Genomic DNA, 16,898 nt, shown 5'->3' on the forward strand with positions numbered 1-16,898 from the left:
TGGTTTTTGTTTTCTTCCTATGTTACTCATCGCTGGACATCAAAACAAGAGTGTAAACCTTCGCATCGCGTTTTGCTTAAACGTGACAGCATTCAAACGCTTGTTTTGACTACTATACTCGTTATTTTATATTTTTTTGATATTAAATTTCCTTTTATAAAGTAAATGGAGATGATGAGGCTAATCTCAAAACGTGTTTACAGTTTGGGATTAGCCTTTTTCAGTTAGATTCTTTGTTGTATTTGTTATAATACAGAATAAAAATTTTGAAAATTTTTTGAACAGGTGCTTGACGATGGATTGAAAAGTAGAGATAATATGGTTGTGTTAGAATTTTCTTAAAATTTAGTAACATGTGTTAGGAGGTGGGGGTTAAAAGAAAATGATAACGCTTACAAACTGAAGGGGGGATTTGTTTGATTGTGTTTTACCTCATCTTAGGGATTACGATCGTGAGCTTGTACGTTGCTTTTCGCAAGCAAAAGCCTTTCTTTTTACTCATTCCATTCTTGTCAGTCTTCGCTTACTTTTTATTTGAAGTCATAACGTTCCCAGCACCATTTTTTGAAACGGTCAAATTTATTTTTAATTTGGGGGTGTGTTTGTTTGAAACAAATTGATAAAAAAGTGGCGGATGCATATTTCCGTGAGCGTGTGCGGTTAATTGTTATTTTTTTGATCATTTGGTTTATTGTATCATTTGGCGTCGTTATGTTCGCGGAGTCATTTAAAAATATGACGTTTAACGGTTTCCCATTCCATTACTTTATGGGAGCACAAGGAGCTGTTGCGACGTTTATCATCTTGTTGTTTATTAACGCAAAAGTAAGTGACAACATTGATAAAAAGTACGGCATTAGCGAAGAGAAAAACGAACAATTAAGCGCAGGCAAAGCGCTTGATCATTAAGAGAACAAAGGGGAAGGGGGAGCAATATGGATACACAATTTCTTGTGTCTTTATCCATTATTATCGCATCATTTGCGTTATATATCGGAATTGCAATTTACAATAAGGCGAAAGAAACGTCTGATTTCTACGTAGCAGGTCGTGGCATTTCTCCGTTTTCAAACGGAATGGCGATCGCCGCGGACTGGATGAGTGCGGCATCCTTTATCGGTATGGCCGGTACGATTATGTTGTTAGGATACGACGGCCTTGCATACATTATGGGCTGGACGGGTGGTTATTTGTTGCTTACGTTTTTACTCGCTCCACAGCTTCGCAAATATGGTCGCTATACGGTGCCAGAGTTTATCGGCGACCGTTATGAAAGTCATACGGCTCGCATGATTGCTGCTCTTTGTACAATTATTATTTCGTTCGTTTATTCAATCGGTCAGCTTTCTGGTTCGGGCGTTGTTATCGGGCGTTTGCTTGAAGTGGACGCAAAAGTTGGTACGATGATTGGTGTTGTATTAATTGCGTTTTATGCTGCGTTTGGCGGAATGAAAGGAATTACATGGACGCAAGTAGCGCAATACGTTATTTTAATTATCGCTTACTTAATCCCGGTCGTTTTCATGTCGCTTCAGTTGACAGGAAATCCAATTCCGTGGCTTTCTTACGGAAAAATTGTTGGTGAGTTTCAACAGCTTGATCAACAGTTAGGCATTTCGCAATATACGGATCCGTTTTTAAAAGGTAGCAAATGGCAGTTTCTTGCTCTTATGTTTACGTTAATGGCTGGAACAGCGGGTCTTCCGCACGTCATCGTTCGCTTTTATACGGTATCAACGATGAAAGCGGCACGTTGGTCAGGGGCATGGGCGCTTTTATTTATCGGGTTACTTTATTTATCAGCGCCTGCGTATGCTGCATTTTCACGCTTCATCCTCATTAAAAATGTCGTCGGTCAAAAAATTAGCGAATTGCCAGCATGGACAGAAAAATGGATTAACACAGGGAAGTTGCAAATTGCTGATGCAAACGGCGACGGTATTTTACAATGGCAAGAGATGGTCATTAGCAACGACATCGTCGTAATGGCGACGCCAGAAATTGCAAATCTCGGTATGTTCGTTATCGGCTTAGTCGCAGCTGGAGCGATGGCGGCAGCGTTATCGACAGCAGGTGGTTTAATGATTGCTATTTCGTCATCGTTTGCGCATGACATTTACTATCGTATTTTACGTCCGAACGCATCAGAGCAAAATCGTTTGCTTGTTGCGCGTATTTCGATCGTTGCGGCAACGGTGTTAGCTGGTTTAGTCGCATTAAACCCACCGGGCGTTATTACACAAATTGTTGCATGGGCGTTTGCGATTGCGGCAAGTACGTTCTTCCCAGCGCTTGTGCTTGGGGTATGGTGGAAACGCTCAAATGCGGCTGGTGCCATTGCAGGTATGCTTGTTGGTTTAGCCGTTTCGTTAGGCTACATTTTAGCAGCGAAATACGGTGGCTTTTCAGTTGCAGGAATTGTTGATACAGGGGCAGGAATTTTTGGAGCAGTCGCCGCGATTGCAGCGAACGTCGTCGTTTCATTGATGACGAAAGAGCCTTCGCAATCTGTGCAAGAAGAAGTATATGACCTCCGTTATCCAGAACAAATGACATACAAAGACGGTCAAGTGTGGATGAGATAATGTAAAAGGCATCTGTGTATACAGATGCCGTTTTTATAAGGGAGGGGATATTGATGCATCCATTATTTCAGGGGTTGCCACAACGTGAAATCGAACAGCTTATCGCTGAATGTGAACAAAAGACGTTTGACAAAGACGATCTCATTTTAGGGAAAAATGAGCGGCGCAAAGGGCTTGTTTTGTTGCTTGATGGGGTGGCGGAAGTATACGTTGAGCATGAAGGGTATGATGAAGTGCTTGAAGTGGTGCAAAAAGGCGGAATTATCGGGTTTTCAAGCTTAGCTCATTTTTTAGGTGTGTCGAAAAACGATGGAAAAGAGGAGCTCGTTGCTGTACGGGCGGCGGAACGATGCGAAGTGCTTGTTATGCCGTTTTCTGTCTTAACACGGTTATGGGATGATCCGAACGTGCATGACTATTTACTTGCGCAGGCGTGTGTTCGTTTAAAAGATGTGTATGTGTCGCTTGCTGAACAAGTCAAACAAGCGCGGAAATTTGGTGATTCCACATCATTTGTCGTTCCTGTGCAAGATTTAATGATACGTAATGTCGTCACTTTACCACCAACGGCAACGGTGCAAGAAGCAGCAAAAAAAATGGCGACCACTCACATTAGTTCGATCGTCGTGACAGATGAACAAAAGTTGTGTGGAATTTTAACGGAAACGGATCTTGTCGAACGTGTGCTAGGACAATCACTTCCGTATGATACAGCTATTGAACGAGTGATGACAAAACATGTCGCGACGATTTCACGATTTGCGTATTATTACGATGCGCTTGCGATGATGATTGAACGTGGGGTAAAACATTTGCCTGTTGTAGATGGCGAAAAAGTAGAAGGGATTGTGACGTTTTCAGATTTAATGCGCAAGAAAAATGAAAGCATGATGCGCACCATTCAACAAATCGATTATGCCGATGAACAGACGTTGACAAAAGTGAAAACGGCAATTTACGAGTTGTTAGCAACGATGTTGCGCGATCAAGTGCCGATTGCTCAATGTTTAAATACGATTACGAAACTGTACGATCGACTCGTCTACCGTTGTTTATCGTTAGCGATCGAACAAGTAGGAGATCCTCCGAGCCGTTTTGCTTTTTACCAAATGGGATCAAGCGGACGGAGAGAGCAGTTTTTACTTACCGATCAAGATCATTTTCTTGTATATGAAAGCGAGGAGTACGCACCGTATTTTGCAACGCTTGGAGAGGCGATTGTGCACATGATGGAGAAAGCGGGATATGAGCGATGCAAAGGGAAAATGATGGCGAGCGAAGAAGCGTGGCGTGGTTCGCTTGAAACGTGGAAAGATCGATTGCGCGAGTGGATGATTCATGCGACAAATGACAATTTGTTGTTGGCGCAAAACTTTTTCTCGTATCGGTTTGTATATGGAGATGTAGACTTGCATCGCACGTTTGAACAACAAATTCGCGAGCAGTTAAACCGCGCGAAAATTTTCTTTTTTCGTCTTGTTGAGATGGAAAGGCAAAATGAAATTCCGACACTTGATCGCCCGATTCGTTCGATTTTCGGGCTTGAGCGGAAAACAATCGATATGAAAAAAGAAGTGTTATTCCCTTACCACCATAGCATACAAATTTTAGGGCTCATTCATGGGATCGTATCTGGCACACCGTTTGAGCGAATTGAGAGGCTAAAAGAAAAGCAAGTGTTGTCTCCTGCGTTTGCGAAAGATGTGCAAAAAGCGGCAGAAAACGTTTTATCTATTTACATCCGCCATAAATGGAATCATTATAAAGCAAACAAACAATCGTCTTCTGTTTTGTCGTTTACAACGATGACGACGCGTGAGAAAGATGAACTTATTTTAAGTTTAAAAACGTTAAAACAACTGCAAGCACAATTATTTTCTCATTTTTAAGGGGGATGATGATGTTTTTTTTACGCAAGGCGATTGATTATAAGTTAAATGATAACATTCCATTATCGACACCCATTGATGACGTTGTTTTTACCGTATTTGATACGGAAACGACTGGATTTGATGTAGCGACAACGGATCGGTTAATCGAAATCGGTGCGGTGCAAGTAAAAGGAACGAAAGTGCTTGAAGACGAGACGTTTCATACGTATGTGAACCCAAATCGTGACATCCCACCAGTTATTGTTGAATTGACAAACATTACGGAAGAAAAAGTGAAACATGCGCCGATGGCAATTGAAGCATTGCAACAATTTTTTCAATTTGTTGAACAAAAACGAAGTGTGTGCTTTGTCGGCCACTACATTTCGTTTGATTTGTTTGTGATGAAACACGAATTGCGCCGAGAAAAAATGAAATTTCGCAAACCGACGTTTATCGATACGCTTGATTTAATTGGCTTTATTGCACCGTCATATGATATGCGCGATTTAGAGCGATATGCCCAAGCATTTGGCACGCGCATGTACGAACGCCATTCCGCCATTGGCGATGCGCTCACGACCGCGTATTTATTCGTTGAGCTATTAGAACAATTTCGCATGCGCGGCTATCGAACGTGGGGAGAATTGCTGCGCGCCACAGATAGCCAAATGCGCTCCATATCTTTTTAATACAAGGCGACAAAGCCTTGTTTTTTATTTAAAAATCATCCTTTTATGGTAAAATATAATTTATATAAAAATTGTTTGCTAAATTTCCGGGGGTCATCTGTATATGACGAATAAAAAATGGTTTTTGTATTTTTTATTGCTCGGAATTCCATCTTCCATATATGGGTTGATTATAATATGTAAATCTTTTTTCTATGATCCTAACTTATTCGAAAGGGTCGGAGGAGGATTGTTTCTTATTCATGGTCTGTTTTCTTTATTTTTTGCGAAACGATATGCGAAGTGTAAAGAAGAGGGAAAGTGAATGGAAATTTATTTGATACTTGCATTTTCGAGAGAAGGATAAAAAAGCATAACAAAGCATATTTCTAAATAATGACAAAAAGGAGAGTATTAGCATGTTTAATCATATATTTGAAAGCAATCGCAAACGTAAAATCGTTGTTGAACTCGATGAAAGATATTTTGACAAAAAAAGTCTTATGTATGCTGTAGTGCAGCATTTTACAAACGAAGGAAAACAATGTGAAATGATCGATGTGAACACATTATTATTGGATGGGAAAAAATATTATGTATATGAAACAAACGTTGCGGCAACATATTGTCCTCCGGTACAGCGGGCCGTCTTAACAGAGATTTGAATGCGACAAGCTTATAGTCATCATCATGGTAAGCGATTATTTCTCGCTTGCCTGTTTTTTTATTTTAAAATATAATACATTTAGAATTTTTTTAATTTTAAAATGAATGATCATTCATTCACTAAAGGGGTGGGGAAAATGAATTTAGTTTCACGGTTACAGCAAATAGCTACGCAAAAGCCAAATAAGCAGGCGTATGTGTTTGAGCAAACATCAGCAACGTACGGTGAGTTGAACGGCGCGATCATGAAGTTTGCGAGCGGACTCGCGAAGCTTGGGGTAAACAAAGGGGATCATGTGGCGCTATTGTTAGGCAATTCACCGTATTTTATCGTCAGTTTATATGGCGCGATGCGTACGGGGGCGACGGTCATTCCGATTAATCCCATTTATACAGCAGATGAAATTCATTACATTTTAACAAACGGCGATGTGAAAGTTGTCATTGCGCTTGATGTTGTCATGCCGACGCTTATGAAGCTTGACGGACGTTTACCGAATGTTGAGCATATCATCATTTGTGAAACACCGCAAGGAAAAGAACATGGCATCGTTGTGCCGGAAAAAATGAAATCGTTTACAAATGTGCTTGCGACAGGTGATGTACCGTTCGTCGGCCCAGAGCTTCACGATGATGATGTGGCGGTTATTTTATATACATCAGGAACGACTGGAAAACCAAAAGGAGCGATGTTGACACATAAAAATTTATACAGCAACGCTCAAGATGTCGCAGATTACTTAAAAATAAACGAAGATGATCGCGTCATTGCGACGTTGCCGATGTTTCATGTTTTTTGTTTGACGGTGGCGCTTAATGCCCCGCTTATGAACGGTGGAACGGTGCTTATTCTTCCGAAATTTAGTCCAGCAGAAGTGTTTAAAGTAGCACGTGAACAAAAGGCAACTGTTTTTGCAGGTGTGCCGACGATGTATAACTTTTTATATCAATATCCAGACGGAAAAGCGGAAGATTTTGCGCATATGCGTTTGTGTATTTCAGGCGGAGCATCGATGCCTGTTGCGTTATTGAAAAATTTCGAGAAAAAATTTCAAGTTATCGTTTCCGAAGGGTACGGACTGTCAGAAGCATCGCCAGTCACATGTTTTAATCCGCTTGATCGTCCGCGTAAACCGGGCTCGATCGGGACGAGCATTATACATGTCGAAAATAAAATCGTCAATGAATTAGGGGAAGAAGTGCCTGTTGGAGAAGTCGGAGAACTGATCGTGCGCGGTCCAAATGTGATGAAAGGATATTATAAGATGCCGGAAGAAACCGCGCATACGATTCGAGATGGATGGCTATATACCGGCGACTTAGCGAAAATGGACGAAGAAGGATATTTTTACATTGTCGATCGGAAAAAAGATATGATTATTGTTGGGGGATATAACGTATATCCGCGTGAAGTGGAAGAAGTGCTTTACAGCCACCCAGATGTCGTGGAAGCCGCAGTCATCGGCGTGCCAGATCCGAATTTTGGAGAGGCGGTCAAATGTTTTGTCGTAAGCAAAAATAAACAGTTGACAGAACAACAGTTAATTGCTTATTGTAGCGAGCATTTAGCGAAATATAAAGTGCCAAGTTCGATTGAATTTTTAGAGGAATTGCCAAAAAATACGACAGGAAAAATTTTAAGACGTGCATTAAAAGAACAAGTCATCTCTCAAAGCGGTGCGATGTGAGCACCGTTTTTTTATTTATTTTTTAGAATTGACTTGATATTTAGAAAATATATTTGTATAATTTAACGCATAAAAGCGAAACAGCGAAAAAGTGAGGGGGATACAAATGGAGTGGGTAAAAACATGTAGTGCGTTGTTGCTTGCAGGAAGTGTGCTAGCAGGATGCGCTGGAGAGAAAACGACGAAAGAAACGAGTGGGGAAAAAGAAAAAACATATAAAGTCGGCGTGACGCAAATTGTTGAACATCCATCGCTTGATGCGGCGTTTAACGGATTTAAAAAGGCGCTTGAAGAGAAAGGATTAAAAGTCGAATACGATGTGCAAATTGCGCAAGGGGATATGAACAATAACCAAACGATCGCCAACAACTTCGTCGCAGATGGCGTCGATTTAATTTTCGCGAATTCGACACCGAGCGCGCTTGGTGCATTAAATGCGACAAAAGATATTCCGATCGTCTTTACGTCTGTGACAGATCCGGTTGGAGCGAAGCTTGTACAATCGATGGAAAATCCGGGTGGAAACGTGACAGGGACAACAGACACACATCCAGATGCGATTCCAAAAACGGTGCAATTTATTGATCAATTTGTCGATGGAAACCGCGTCGGTATGATTTATAACGCTGGTGAACAAAACTCCGTCGCACAAGTGGATGCGGTGAAAAAAGCGATGGAAGGGACCGACTTAACGATCGTACCTGTGTCGGTGTCGACGTCAGCGGAAGTGAAGCAAGCGGCAGAATCGTTAGTCGGCAAAGTGGATTGTTTTTATGTTATTACGGACAACACCGTCGTTTCAGCGCTTGAGTCGGTCATTCAAGTTGCAAACGATCAAGACATCCCGCTTTTTGTCGGTGAGTTAGATTCTGTGAAGCGCGGTGGCTTTGCAGCGTACGGTTTTGATTACTACGATATTGGCTATGAAGCAGGCGTCATGGCAGCAGACATTTTAGAAGGAAAGAAAAAGCCAGCTGAACTTCCGATACAATATCCGCAAAAATTGAAGCTTGTCATCAATAAAAAAGCAGCAAAAGAGATGGGTGTCACATGGCGCAGTGAATGGGATAGCATGGCGGAGTTTATCGAATAACGCAAAGGATGGATCGTATGATTACAGCATTGTTTAGTTCCGTAGAAGCAGGATTGTTATATGCGCTTATGGCGCTTGGTGTGTATATATCGTTTCGCATTTTAGATTTTCCTGATTTGACGGTGGACGGAAGTTTTGTGACGGGGGCGGCCGTTGCTTCCGTCCTCATCGTCGATGGCGTCAATCCGTTTATCGCCTCGCTTGCAGCGCTTGGGGCGGGCTTTCTTGCAGGATGTATGACAGGCATTTTGCATACGAAGGGAAAAATTAATCCGTTATTGTCAGGGATTTTAATGATGATCGCTTTATATTCGATTAATTTGCGCATTATGGATAAACCGAACGTCCCGCTTTTACAACAAGAAACGGTCATGACGATCATCACGAAAGCATTTCAACGTTTCGATCAAGCGTTGGCAACGGTTATTCCGTTCGTTCCGAAAACGTGGGCGATTGTCGTTTTCGGTTTGTTGTTAGTTGCAATGGTGAAAATTATTATTGACTTATTTTTAAAAACAGAAGTCGGTTTGGCGCTTCGGGCAGTCGGGGATAATAAAAAAATGATTGCTAGTTTTTCAGGCAATACGGATCGTTTAACGATGATCGGGCTCGGGCTTTCGAACGCGCTTGTCGCATTTTCGGGAGCGTTGATTGCGCAATATAGCGGCTTTAGCGATATCGGCATGGGGATCGGCATGATCGTCATCGGTTTAGCGTCGGTCATTATCGGAGAAGCGTTATTTGGCGCAAAAACGATTGTGCGGGCGACGCTTGCGGTGATTTTAGGAGCCATTGTATATCGCATCGTCATTACGCTTGCGTTGCGTGTCCAATTTTTAGAAACGGGCGATGTAAAGCTCATTACCGCTTTGATCGTCATTTTAGCGCTCGTCGTTCCGCAAATGGTCGCAGCGCGTGCCGAAAAACAACGGAAAGCGAGAAAGCGAGGTGCAGCCGTTGCTTCAACTCAAGCAGATTACGAAAGTGTTTAACGAAGGAACGCTCGATGAAAAAGTGGCATTAAAACACATTGACTTGTCGCTTCAGCCAGGCGACTTTGTCACCATTATCGGTAGCAATGGAGCAGGAAAATCGACGTTGATGAACATTATTTCGGGAAGACTCATCCCTGATACCGGTGAAGTGATGATTGACGGGAAAGATGTGACGACGATGAGCGAACATGATCGCGCGCGTTATATCGGTCGCGTCTTTCAAGATCCGATGGCAGGAACAGCACCAAATATGACGATCGAAGAAAATTTAGCGATCGCTTATAATCGAACGATGAAGCGAACGCTTCGTTTCGGTGTGACGAAAAAGCGTCGCGAATTTTTCATGGAAACACTTGCTACACTTCAGCTTGGGTTAGAAAATCGTCTGCACGCCAAAGTCGGTTTGCTATCTGGCGGAGAACGGCAAGCGTTGTCGCTTTTAATGGCGACGTTTACGAAGCCTCATGTGCTCCTTCTTGACGAGCATACAGCGGCATTAGACCCTGCGCGCGCGAAGTTAATTACAGACTTAACGAAACAAATTGTTGAAACAAATCGCCTGACGACGTTAATGGTGACGCACAATATGGAACAAGCTGTTCAATTAGGTAATCGCCTCATTATGATGGACGGGGGACAAATCATTTTCGAAGCAAGTGGAGAAGAGAAGAAAAAGTTAACTGTTGCCTCTCTTCTTCAAGAGTTTCAACGTATTCGTGGCAGCCAATTCGCCAGCGATCGCGCCGTGCTTGTATAAAAAAATCCCCGAGTTACGTCGGGGATTTCATTATGTTTTGTAATGATACGATCGTGTTTGGCAGTTGCTCGAGCGATACCGGACGGCTGAAATAAAATCCTTGTAGTTGTTCACACTGCTTTTCAATTAAAAATTGCGCTTGTTGCTCTGTTTCGACTCCTTCGGCCGTTACAGTTAAATGTAAATTATGTGCTAGAGAGATAATGGCACTTACAATTTCTTTGCTTTTTTCATTGTTTGTCATGTTTTGAATAAACGAGCGATCAATTTTTACTTCGTCGATCGGGAAGCGATTTAAATATTCAAGTGACGAATAACTAACACCAAAGTCGTCTACGGCAATCGAAAAGCCAAAGTTTTTTAAACGTTCTAATGTTTTGACGACTTGCTCGGGATTTTTAATAATCGTTGTTTCAGTAATCTCGAAAATAAAGCATGAGGCATCGCAACCTTCTTCTTGTAAAATATGTTGAATATCTTCAACGAGATGTTCGTCTAAAAATTGTTTGGCAGATAAGTTGATGGCGACTTTCATGCATTCAGCTACATTTTGACGTAAAAATGCAAGATCGCGACAAGATTGGCGCAACACCCATTTTCCAATGTCGTAAATGGCGTTTGTTTCTTCCGCCATTGGAATAAACTCTGCAGGACTCACAAACCCAAACTGTGGATGTTTCCAACGGACGAGCGCTTCTACGCTAAACGAGCGTGCATGAATATTTACTTTCGGTTGATAAAGCAAAAAAAGCTCTTCATTTTCTACGGTCGATGACAGCGCGCTTTCGAGTTGCATTTTTCGTGTAAAAACGTTTGACATATGCGGCTCGTACGGTTTAATCACATTTGTTCCTTCCATTTTTGCAAAATATAATGCTTTTTCGGCATTATTCATTAACGTTTCCGCACATAATTGAGCATCGTATGCGTAGCTAATGCCAATATGAATGCCAATTCGGATAGACTGGTCCCCGATTGTATAAGGTTCTTGGAGCGTTTCTTTCACCGTGTTTGCGAGCTGTTCTACCTCACTTTGTCTTTCATATGAAAGGGCAATCGCAAATTGATCGCCGCTTATTCGCGTCCACAATGTATGGGAATCGACAGTTCTTTTGAGACGTATCCCGATTTGTTTTAATAACTCGTTTCCGTTTTCATAACCGAGAAAGCTATTAATAAATTTAAATTGGTACACGTCAACTAAAAGGATGGCTACTCCTTCATGTGTGAAAAGAAGATCGGTTAGCTTTTCGACAAACTCGTTTCTTTCTGTATACGCTTCTTCTGTTTGATTTGTAACCATCGGCTCGATTGGTTTAATCCATATCAATTCAGTCCGTTCTTTCTCGTATGGAAATGGGAGTACGGCGATTTGTACGGGTATTGTTTCTGCAATGGTTGGTTGTTGGACTGTATTGATCCATTGTTGAATCGGCCTATTTTTTAAGTCATCGAGCGTTGATGCTTTAAACATACGAAGGGCAATGGAATTGGCATACGTGATTTTATCGCCTGTTCGGATGATAATCGCCTCAGGAAATGTTTCAACAATATGACGATGCAATTTTTCGCTTTGTTTTAACTGTTTTTGTGTTTGGATGAGATCTGTAATATTCAACAAACTAGCAAAGCCTGCGATAATATTTCCGTTTTTGTCTAATAACGGTGAAGCATTGACAGAAACGTATATGTTGTCATTGTTTTTCGTCTTCATCGTTAAACGAATGGCATGTAACGGTTTTCCTTCGGCCAGTCGTGCCAATGTTTGTTCGATATTTTCTCTATACGTTGGAATGACTTCGGAAAGTGTTTTCCCGACGATTTCATTTTTTTGTAATTCAAATAAACGTTCTACTTCTTGATTTACTCGGATGATGCGACCGAATAAATCAAATAAAATAAACGCTTCTTGTGAATGAGTAAATAAAGAATCAATTAGTTGTTGTGCTTCTTCTAGCTGTTCTTCTTTTTGTAAGATATCTGTAATTTCGCGTGTACATGCGACAATATGCGTCACTTCATTTTTTTCGTTTAAAATCGGAATTAACGTAGACTCCGCAAAACGCATCCCTTTTACGTTCATCCGGGCGCGAAAGGTAACGAGCGATTTTGTTTTCCATGCTTTTGTATACTGTTCATTTAAATAATTTGCAACGTGATGATCATATATATCTTCAATGCATTTTCCGATATCTTTTTCCGTCAAACTCGCTAAATGGAGAGCAGCTGGACTGACATGTTCATACCGAAAGCGAGGTCCTTCTTCCACTTTCATTAAAAAGACGATATCAAACAACTGATCCATAATGTTGAATAGAAGTTGTTCATTTGTAAGCAGGGCATGTGGGATATGTACATGTTTTTCCACGGCAAGCCCCCTCCCTCAAAGAAAAATAGAATATATGTCTATTATTGTCGAAAGATGTTGATTTTTCAATATATAAAGTTATAAAGATGATATTTCAAAAATGTATCATAATAGTCGAATTTACCTACTTTTATTACATACTTATTTTATTTATGATAATACATATACAAAAAATTGTTGGCGAGGGGGAAGATTATGAGAAGTATTAGAGGGAAGCTACTGTTGGTTATTATGCCGCTTGTCGTTATTTCTTTATTTTTAGTGGCATATTTAAACCATCAAAAAGCAAAACAGTTTTTAGAGGATCAATTTGAACAAACAGCGAAAGTAGAGCTTGATCGGTTACAAAGCGCAGTCAACCAATGGGTGACGGATCATAAAAAGGTAATTGAAGGATTAAGTAGCGAAGGGGGATGGGATATTGTCGAATTACAACAAAATGAGGATCGGCTCAAGCATATACAAAAAACATGGTCAACATTTGAGCTTATTGCTATTGCAGATCGAAATGGAAAGGCTTATGCGAATGGAAGAGAACTATCGATTAGTGACCGACCTTATTTCCAAGAGGCTTTAAAAGGGAAAACGTCCATTTCCGATGTAATTGTTTCGCGAGCTACTGGTGAGAAAGTCATTGTTATTGCTTCTCCCATTCGGGAAAAAGGCGAAATTGTTGGAGTGCTTTTTGGTACAGTAAAAACAGAAGAAATCACCAATCTTGTTGTTGACGTTGAAATTGGGAAAACGGGATATGGGTATTTAATTCAACAAGATGGTGTACTGATTGCACATCCAAATGGAGAATATGTGTTAGAGAAAAATTTATTACAAGAAAAAAATGATAAACTCGTTTCGTTATTAAGACATGCGTTAGCGGGAAAAACAGGAATGGGAATATATGAATTTGAAGGGGTAAAAAAATACGCCTTTTATGCACCAATTCAGTCAACCGGATGGGGTCTTGTGCTAACTGTGCCTGTCGCTGAAGCAACAGAAAAGTTATATTATTTAGCTATTTTATCGTTTGTTACAGCGGGAGTTGTTATTTTATTTGTAGTTGTTGCCATTGTTTTATTTGCCTCAAGACTCGTTCGCCCATTGCAAAAGTTAAGTCAATTAACGAAAGAAGTAGCAAGCGGCGACTTAACAGTAACGATTGATCATCGAAGTAAAGATGAAGTTGGACAGCTCGGACAATATTTTCAACAAATGGTTCACTATATGCGCAATATGCTACAACAGTTACATGATTCGGCTGAACAGCTTCGTCAATATTCGCAAACATTTGTCGTTGCTAGCGATGAAACGAAACAAACAACGAATCAAGTGGCGGTAACGATGAGTGAAATGGCTCACGGCTCAACAGCGATTGCACATTCTGTTCAAGATGTAACAGAACGAGTGAATCGGATGATGAAAGAATTGCAACTTTTAATAGAAGATGCGGAAAACATGGAAAAAGCAATGACTGAAGCGAAGCAAGTGTCATTGCAAGGAGAAACGATTTTACAAACGATGAGTGAGACAATGATGTCAGCTACCAAACATTCAAGCGATGCGGTTGAAGCAATGAAACGATTAGGTGAGCGTTCGAAAGAAGTAAAGGAAATTGTCAATGTTATTACCCATATTACATCGCAAACGAATTTATTAGCGTTAAATGCTTCAATCGAAGCGGCGCGGGCTGGCGAAGCGGGAAGGGGGTTTGCGGTTGTCGCTGGCGAGGTAAGGAAGTTGGCAGAAGAAACGGAAAAAGCAACAGATAAGATCGCTCAAATGATTCAGCAAACATATACCGATACAGAGCAAGCGATAGCCATCGTAACGGAAGGAAGTAAAGTAGCAAATCTTGCTTTTGAACGGGTAACCGAAGCAAAACAAGCGTTTCAACATATTTCACAAAATTTAACGAACGCAAGTGAACGTAGTGATCGAGTCATTGCTCGAATTCACACCGTGCAAAACGATAGTAAGACAATTGCAGAACATATGCAAGATGTAGCAGCGGTGACCGAAGAAGCATCAGCAAGCATTGAAGAGGTGAGCGCAGCGACAGAACAACAAGCGGCAGCTGCTCATCAAATTTTTGAACAAGCGAAACAAGTAGAGGAGCTCGCTGATCAATTGACGGAGATGATGAATCGCTTTAAAGTAAAGTAAAAAAAGGCTTCGAGCAAGCCTTTTTTACTTTACTTGGCTATGTTTTTGAAGTTGAACTACCCACTCAATACTCTGTTGGTAAATAGCAAAAGCTTCTGTTAAAGAAATGCTCAACGTGTTTGTCAAATCTCTTATTTTTTTTGTATTGTTTGTTTCCAATGCGATGACGAGATCATATAAAAGCGAATAAATGCAAGAATGCCCATTTAGTCCACTTTGAATTGTTTCATCAACGTGTAGTTCTTGTAATATTTCATGTAATGGTCGTTGAAGCAATAAATCGAGTGATGAACAAATACCCATAAAAAATAACACATCTTTTTCGTCACACAAATGAACTCGTTCGGCTAGTTGTTCCAATGTTTTGGCGCGTATAAGACTATTAACAATTACTTCATTTTTAAACGGATCGTTTGGTTCTTGTAACGTTACAACGGTGAGCCAACTTTTTAAATGATTTGTTCCTAGTAAAATGGCTGCATGACGAATCGATTTAATTTTAGGAGCCGTAAATAAGAAAAATGAATTAACAGTTTTTAATAAACGATATGTTAACGTCGGATCTTTTTCAATAGTTTGAACAACTTCTTCAAAATTCACTTCATTTCTATTCATTTGTTTTATTAAATTGAGTTGTGAAGTGTAAGAAATTTTAGGTAAAACTTTTTCTCTCACGACAATAGGTTTACTGAAAAAATATCCTTGGAAATAACAAAACCCTTCTTTTTTAGCTTGTCTCAACTGTTCGTTTGTTTCAACTTTTTCAGCAAGTAATTTGATGTTATATTGTTCAAGATAATGTTTAAAGGCATGATAGTTTGTTTGTTTAGAAAAATCAATTTTAATAATATCAATATATTGAAGAATAGGGATATATTGTTTTGAGAATACAAAATCATCGAGTGCAATCGTAACTATTCACCCCAGTGCTAGTGTATAAAAAAGCCCAACACAAATAGGGCATCCCCGTGATAGAAAATGCCCTAAGTGGTAGAAAGAACACGATCGAGCGTTTCGCCCGTCAACAGGAGACATAACGAGTCCCACACGTTTTTTTCGTGTTTCGTCAGTGTGGAAACGATGCTTCTTGTGATGCAAAAAGACTGGGCGAATGCTTCTTCGCGAAACGCACCTGAAATGTTCTCTTTGACTTTAACCATGCGAAGATCGCGTTCAGCTTGGTTGTTGTCAAAGGGCACATGCACTTCACGTAAGAAACGCAGCGCTTCTTCTTTTCGTTTCTGAAGCCGTCGAATAAAAGCGAGTGCTTTTTTCGGAAGAGGCGTCATCGTTTCCAATCGGTGCTGTGCTTTCGCTAGGATGCGATCATACACTCGTTCCCACCGTCTCGCTTCTTCCTCGGGAAGTGCACCGTGATGAGCTTCGACTGCTTGTTTGGCGGCTAAAAGAAACGTGGTCATGCGCGATGCCCATGTATGTCCTTGTTCGATGAAGCCTTTTAGCTCACGTAAATGATGGGCATGACAAAGGGCATGTGTGGCTTTCGTGTATCTCGGATACGTACCGAACCCATCATGCATCATCGTTCCTTGATATCGGGGAAGAATCCCAATGTCATCGGTCGCTTTCTTCCCGCGAGAAGCGTGAGAAGCCAAGTACGTATATCTCGATGTACACGCGACATGCACCCATGCGAGTTTCCCATTGATGCGCAAACTCGTTTCATCGACATGCAAGATGTTAGAGCCAAGCAAAGCGTCTTCGATCATGTCCATATTGGATTCCAGCGCTTCGCGTCCTCGTTTCACCATATTGGCAAGAGTTCCTGTACTGATTGGGTGTTGATATAATGCTTCGATCGTATCACTCAAACGTTTATAAGGAATTAATTGAATATGGTGCAAATATACAGCGAGCGCCGTGAGCCGTGGACCGTATTGCACATGATTCGTGACATGTGGTGGAAACTCCGCTTGTTGAACACATCGGCAATGTGGACAGGATTTCACTTCACGTTCATGTTGTGTCACTTCGATCGTCACGGGAGGGAGATCGAACACTTGACGGACATCGACTTTGAACG

The 16,898-nt window shown here is 41.0% G+C and carries 13 protein-coding genes; 10 read left to right on the top strand and 3 right to left on the bottom strand.

The genetic code is table 11. The features are described from left to right. The first annotated feature begins 606 nt into the window (after positions 1-606). From CS060_RS05545 to CS060_RS05590, 9 genes are all read left to right on the top strand, one after another. Positions 607-909: a DUF4212 domain-containing protein gene (locus CS060_RS05545; RefSeq protein ID WP_006319052.1), complete on the top strand. Its 303-nt coding sequence runs from the start codon at positions 607-609 to the stop codon at positions 907-909. Positions 910-935: 26 nt separating this feature from the next. After that, complete coding sequence (locus CS060_RS05550) at positions 936-2,585, top strand: sodium:solute symporter family protein (protein ID WP_035049720.1); 1,650 nt, start codon at positions 936-938, stop codon at positions 2,583-2,585. A gap of 53 nt (positions 2,586-2,638) precedes the next feature. Beyond that, positions 2,639-4,474, top strand: a complete 1,836-nt coding sequence (locus tag CS060_RS05555; protein ID WP_099668760.1) for a DUF294 nucleotidyltransferase-like domain-containing protein — start codon at positions 2,639-2,641, stop codon at positions 4,472-4,474. A gap of 11 nt (positions 4,475-4,485) precedes the next feature. Further along, positions 4,486-5,148, top strand: a complete 663-nt coding sequence (locus CS060_RS05560) for a 3'-5' exonuclease (protein WP_035049722.1) — start codon at positions 4,486-4,488, stop codon at positions 5,146-5,148. A 398-nt stretch (positions 5,149-5,546) separates the two neighbouring features. Continuing rightward, positions 5,547-5,792 carry a hypothetical protein gene (locus tag CS060_RS05570; RefSeq protein WP_035049724.1) on the top strand — a complete coding sequence of 82 codons (246 nt, stop codon included), beginning with the start codon at positions 5,547-5,549 and terminating at the stop codon, positions 5,790-5,792. Between the two features lie 138 nt (positions 5,793-5,930). Beyond that, positions 5,931-7,481, top strand: coding sequence for a fatty acid--CoA ligase family protein (locus CS060_RS05575; RefSeq protein WP_035049730.1), 1,551 nt, complete (start codon positions 5,931-5,933; stop codon positions 7,479-7,481). Positions 7,482-7,587: 106 nt separating this feature from the next. After that, entirely contained in the window at positions 7,588-8,574 is a 987-nt protein-coding gene (locus tag CS060_RS05580) for an ABC transporter substrate-binding protein (RefSeq protein WP_035049734.1), read from the top strand. A 17-nt stretch (positions 8,575-8,591) separates the two neighbouring features. Then, entirely contained in the window at positions 8,592-9,566 is a 975-nt protein-coding gene (locus CS060_RS05585) for an ABC transporter permease (RefSeq protein WP_099668761.1), read from the top strand. After that, on the top strand, positions 9,532-10,326 hold the full coding sequence (locus CS060_RS05590; RefSeq protein WP_035049739.1) for an ABC transporter ATP-binding protein: 795 nt from the start codon (positions 9,532-9,534) through the stop codon (positions 10,324-10,326). Before CS060_RS05585 ends, CS060_RS05590 begins: the two co-directional genes overlap by 35 nt. A 13-nt stretch (positions 10,327-10,339) precedes the next feature. On the opposite strand, the gene CS060_RS05595 is transcribed toward CS060_RS05590, so the two are convergent. Next, positions 10,340-12,694 (bottom strand): EAL domain-containing protein, encoded by a 2,355-nt coding sequence (locus tag CS060_RS05595; RefSeq protein WP_099668762.1) that lies wholly within the window; start codon positions 12,692-12,694, stop codon positions 10,340-10,342. A 195-nt stretch (positions 12,695-12,889) separates the two neighbouring features. On the opposite strand from CS060_RS05595, the gene CS060_RS05600 reads away from it, so the two are divergent. Next, positions 12,890-14,854, top strand: a complete 1,965-nt coding sequence (locus tag CS060_RS05600) for a methyl-accepting chemotaxis protein (protein WP_082180308.1) — start codon at positions 12,890-12,892, stop codon at positions 14,852-14,854. A 24-nt stretch (positions 14,855-14,878) separates the two neighbouring features. On the opposite strand, the gene CS060_RS05605 is transcribed toward CS060_RS05600, so the two are convergent. Continuing rightward, positions 14,879-15,529, bottom strand: a complete 651-nt coding sequence (locus CS060_RS05605; protein ID WP_257211122.1) for an EAL and HDOD domain-containing protein — start codon at positions 15,527-15,529, stop codon at positions 14,879-14,881. Positions 15,530-15,837: 308 nt separating this feature from the next. Then, on the bottom strand, positions 15,838-16,898 hold a 1,061-nt coding region (tnpC, locus tag CS060_RS05610), incomplete at its 5' end, for an IS66 family transposase (RefSeq protein ID WP_099668764.1).

Source organism: Anoxybacillus flavithermus, assembly GCF_002742685.1.
GTDB lineage: Bacteria > Bacillota > Bacilli > Bacillales > Anoxybacillaceae > Anoxybacillus > Anoxybacillus flavithermus_E.

Coding starts and splice junctions, on each gene's coding strand:
- CS060_RS05570 (WP_035049724.1), top strand. CDS start 5,547: ATGTTTAATCATATATTTGAAAGCAATCGCAAACGTAAAATCGTTGTT.
- CS060_RS05555 (WP_099668760.1), top strand. CDS start 2,639: ATGCATCCATTATTTCAGGGGTTGCCACAACGTGAAATCGAACAGCTT.
- CS060_RS05560 (WP_035049722.1), top strand. CDS start 4,486: ATGTTTTTTTTACGCAAGGCGATTGATTATAAGTTAAATGATAACATT.
- CS060_RS05580 (WP_035049734.1), top strand. CDS start 7,588: ATGGAGTGGGTAAAAACATGTAGTGCGTTGTTGCTTGCAGGAAGTGTG.
- CS060_RS05575 (WP_035049730.1), top strand. CDS start 5,931: ATGAATTTAGTTTCACGGTTACAGCAAATAGCTACGCAAAAGCCAAAT.
- CS060_RS05600 (WP_082180308.1), top strand. CDS start 12,890: ATGAGAAGTATTAGAGGGAAGCTACTGTTGGTTATTATGCCGCTTGTC.
- CS060_RS05550 (WP_035049720.1), top strand. CDS start 936: ATGGATACACAATTTCTTGTGTCTTTATCCATTATTATCGCATCATTT.
- CS060_RS05585 (WP_099668761.1), top strand. CDS start 8,592: ATGATTACAGCATTGTTTAGTTCCGTAGAAGCAGGATTGTTATATGCG.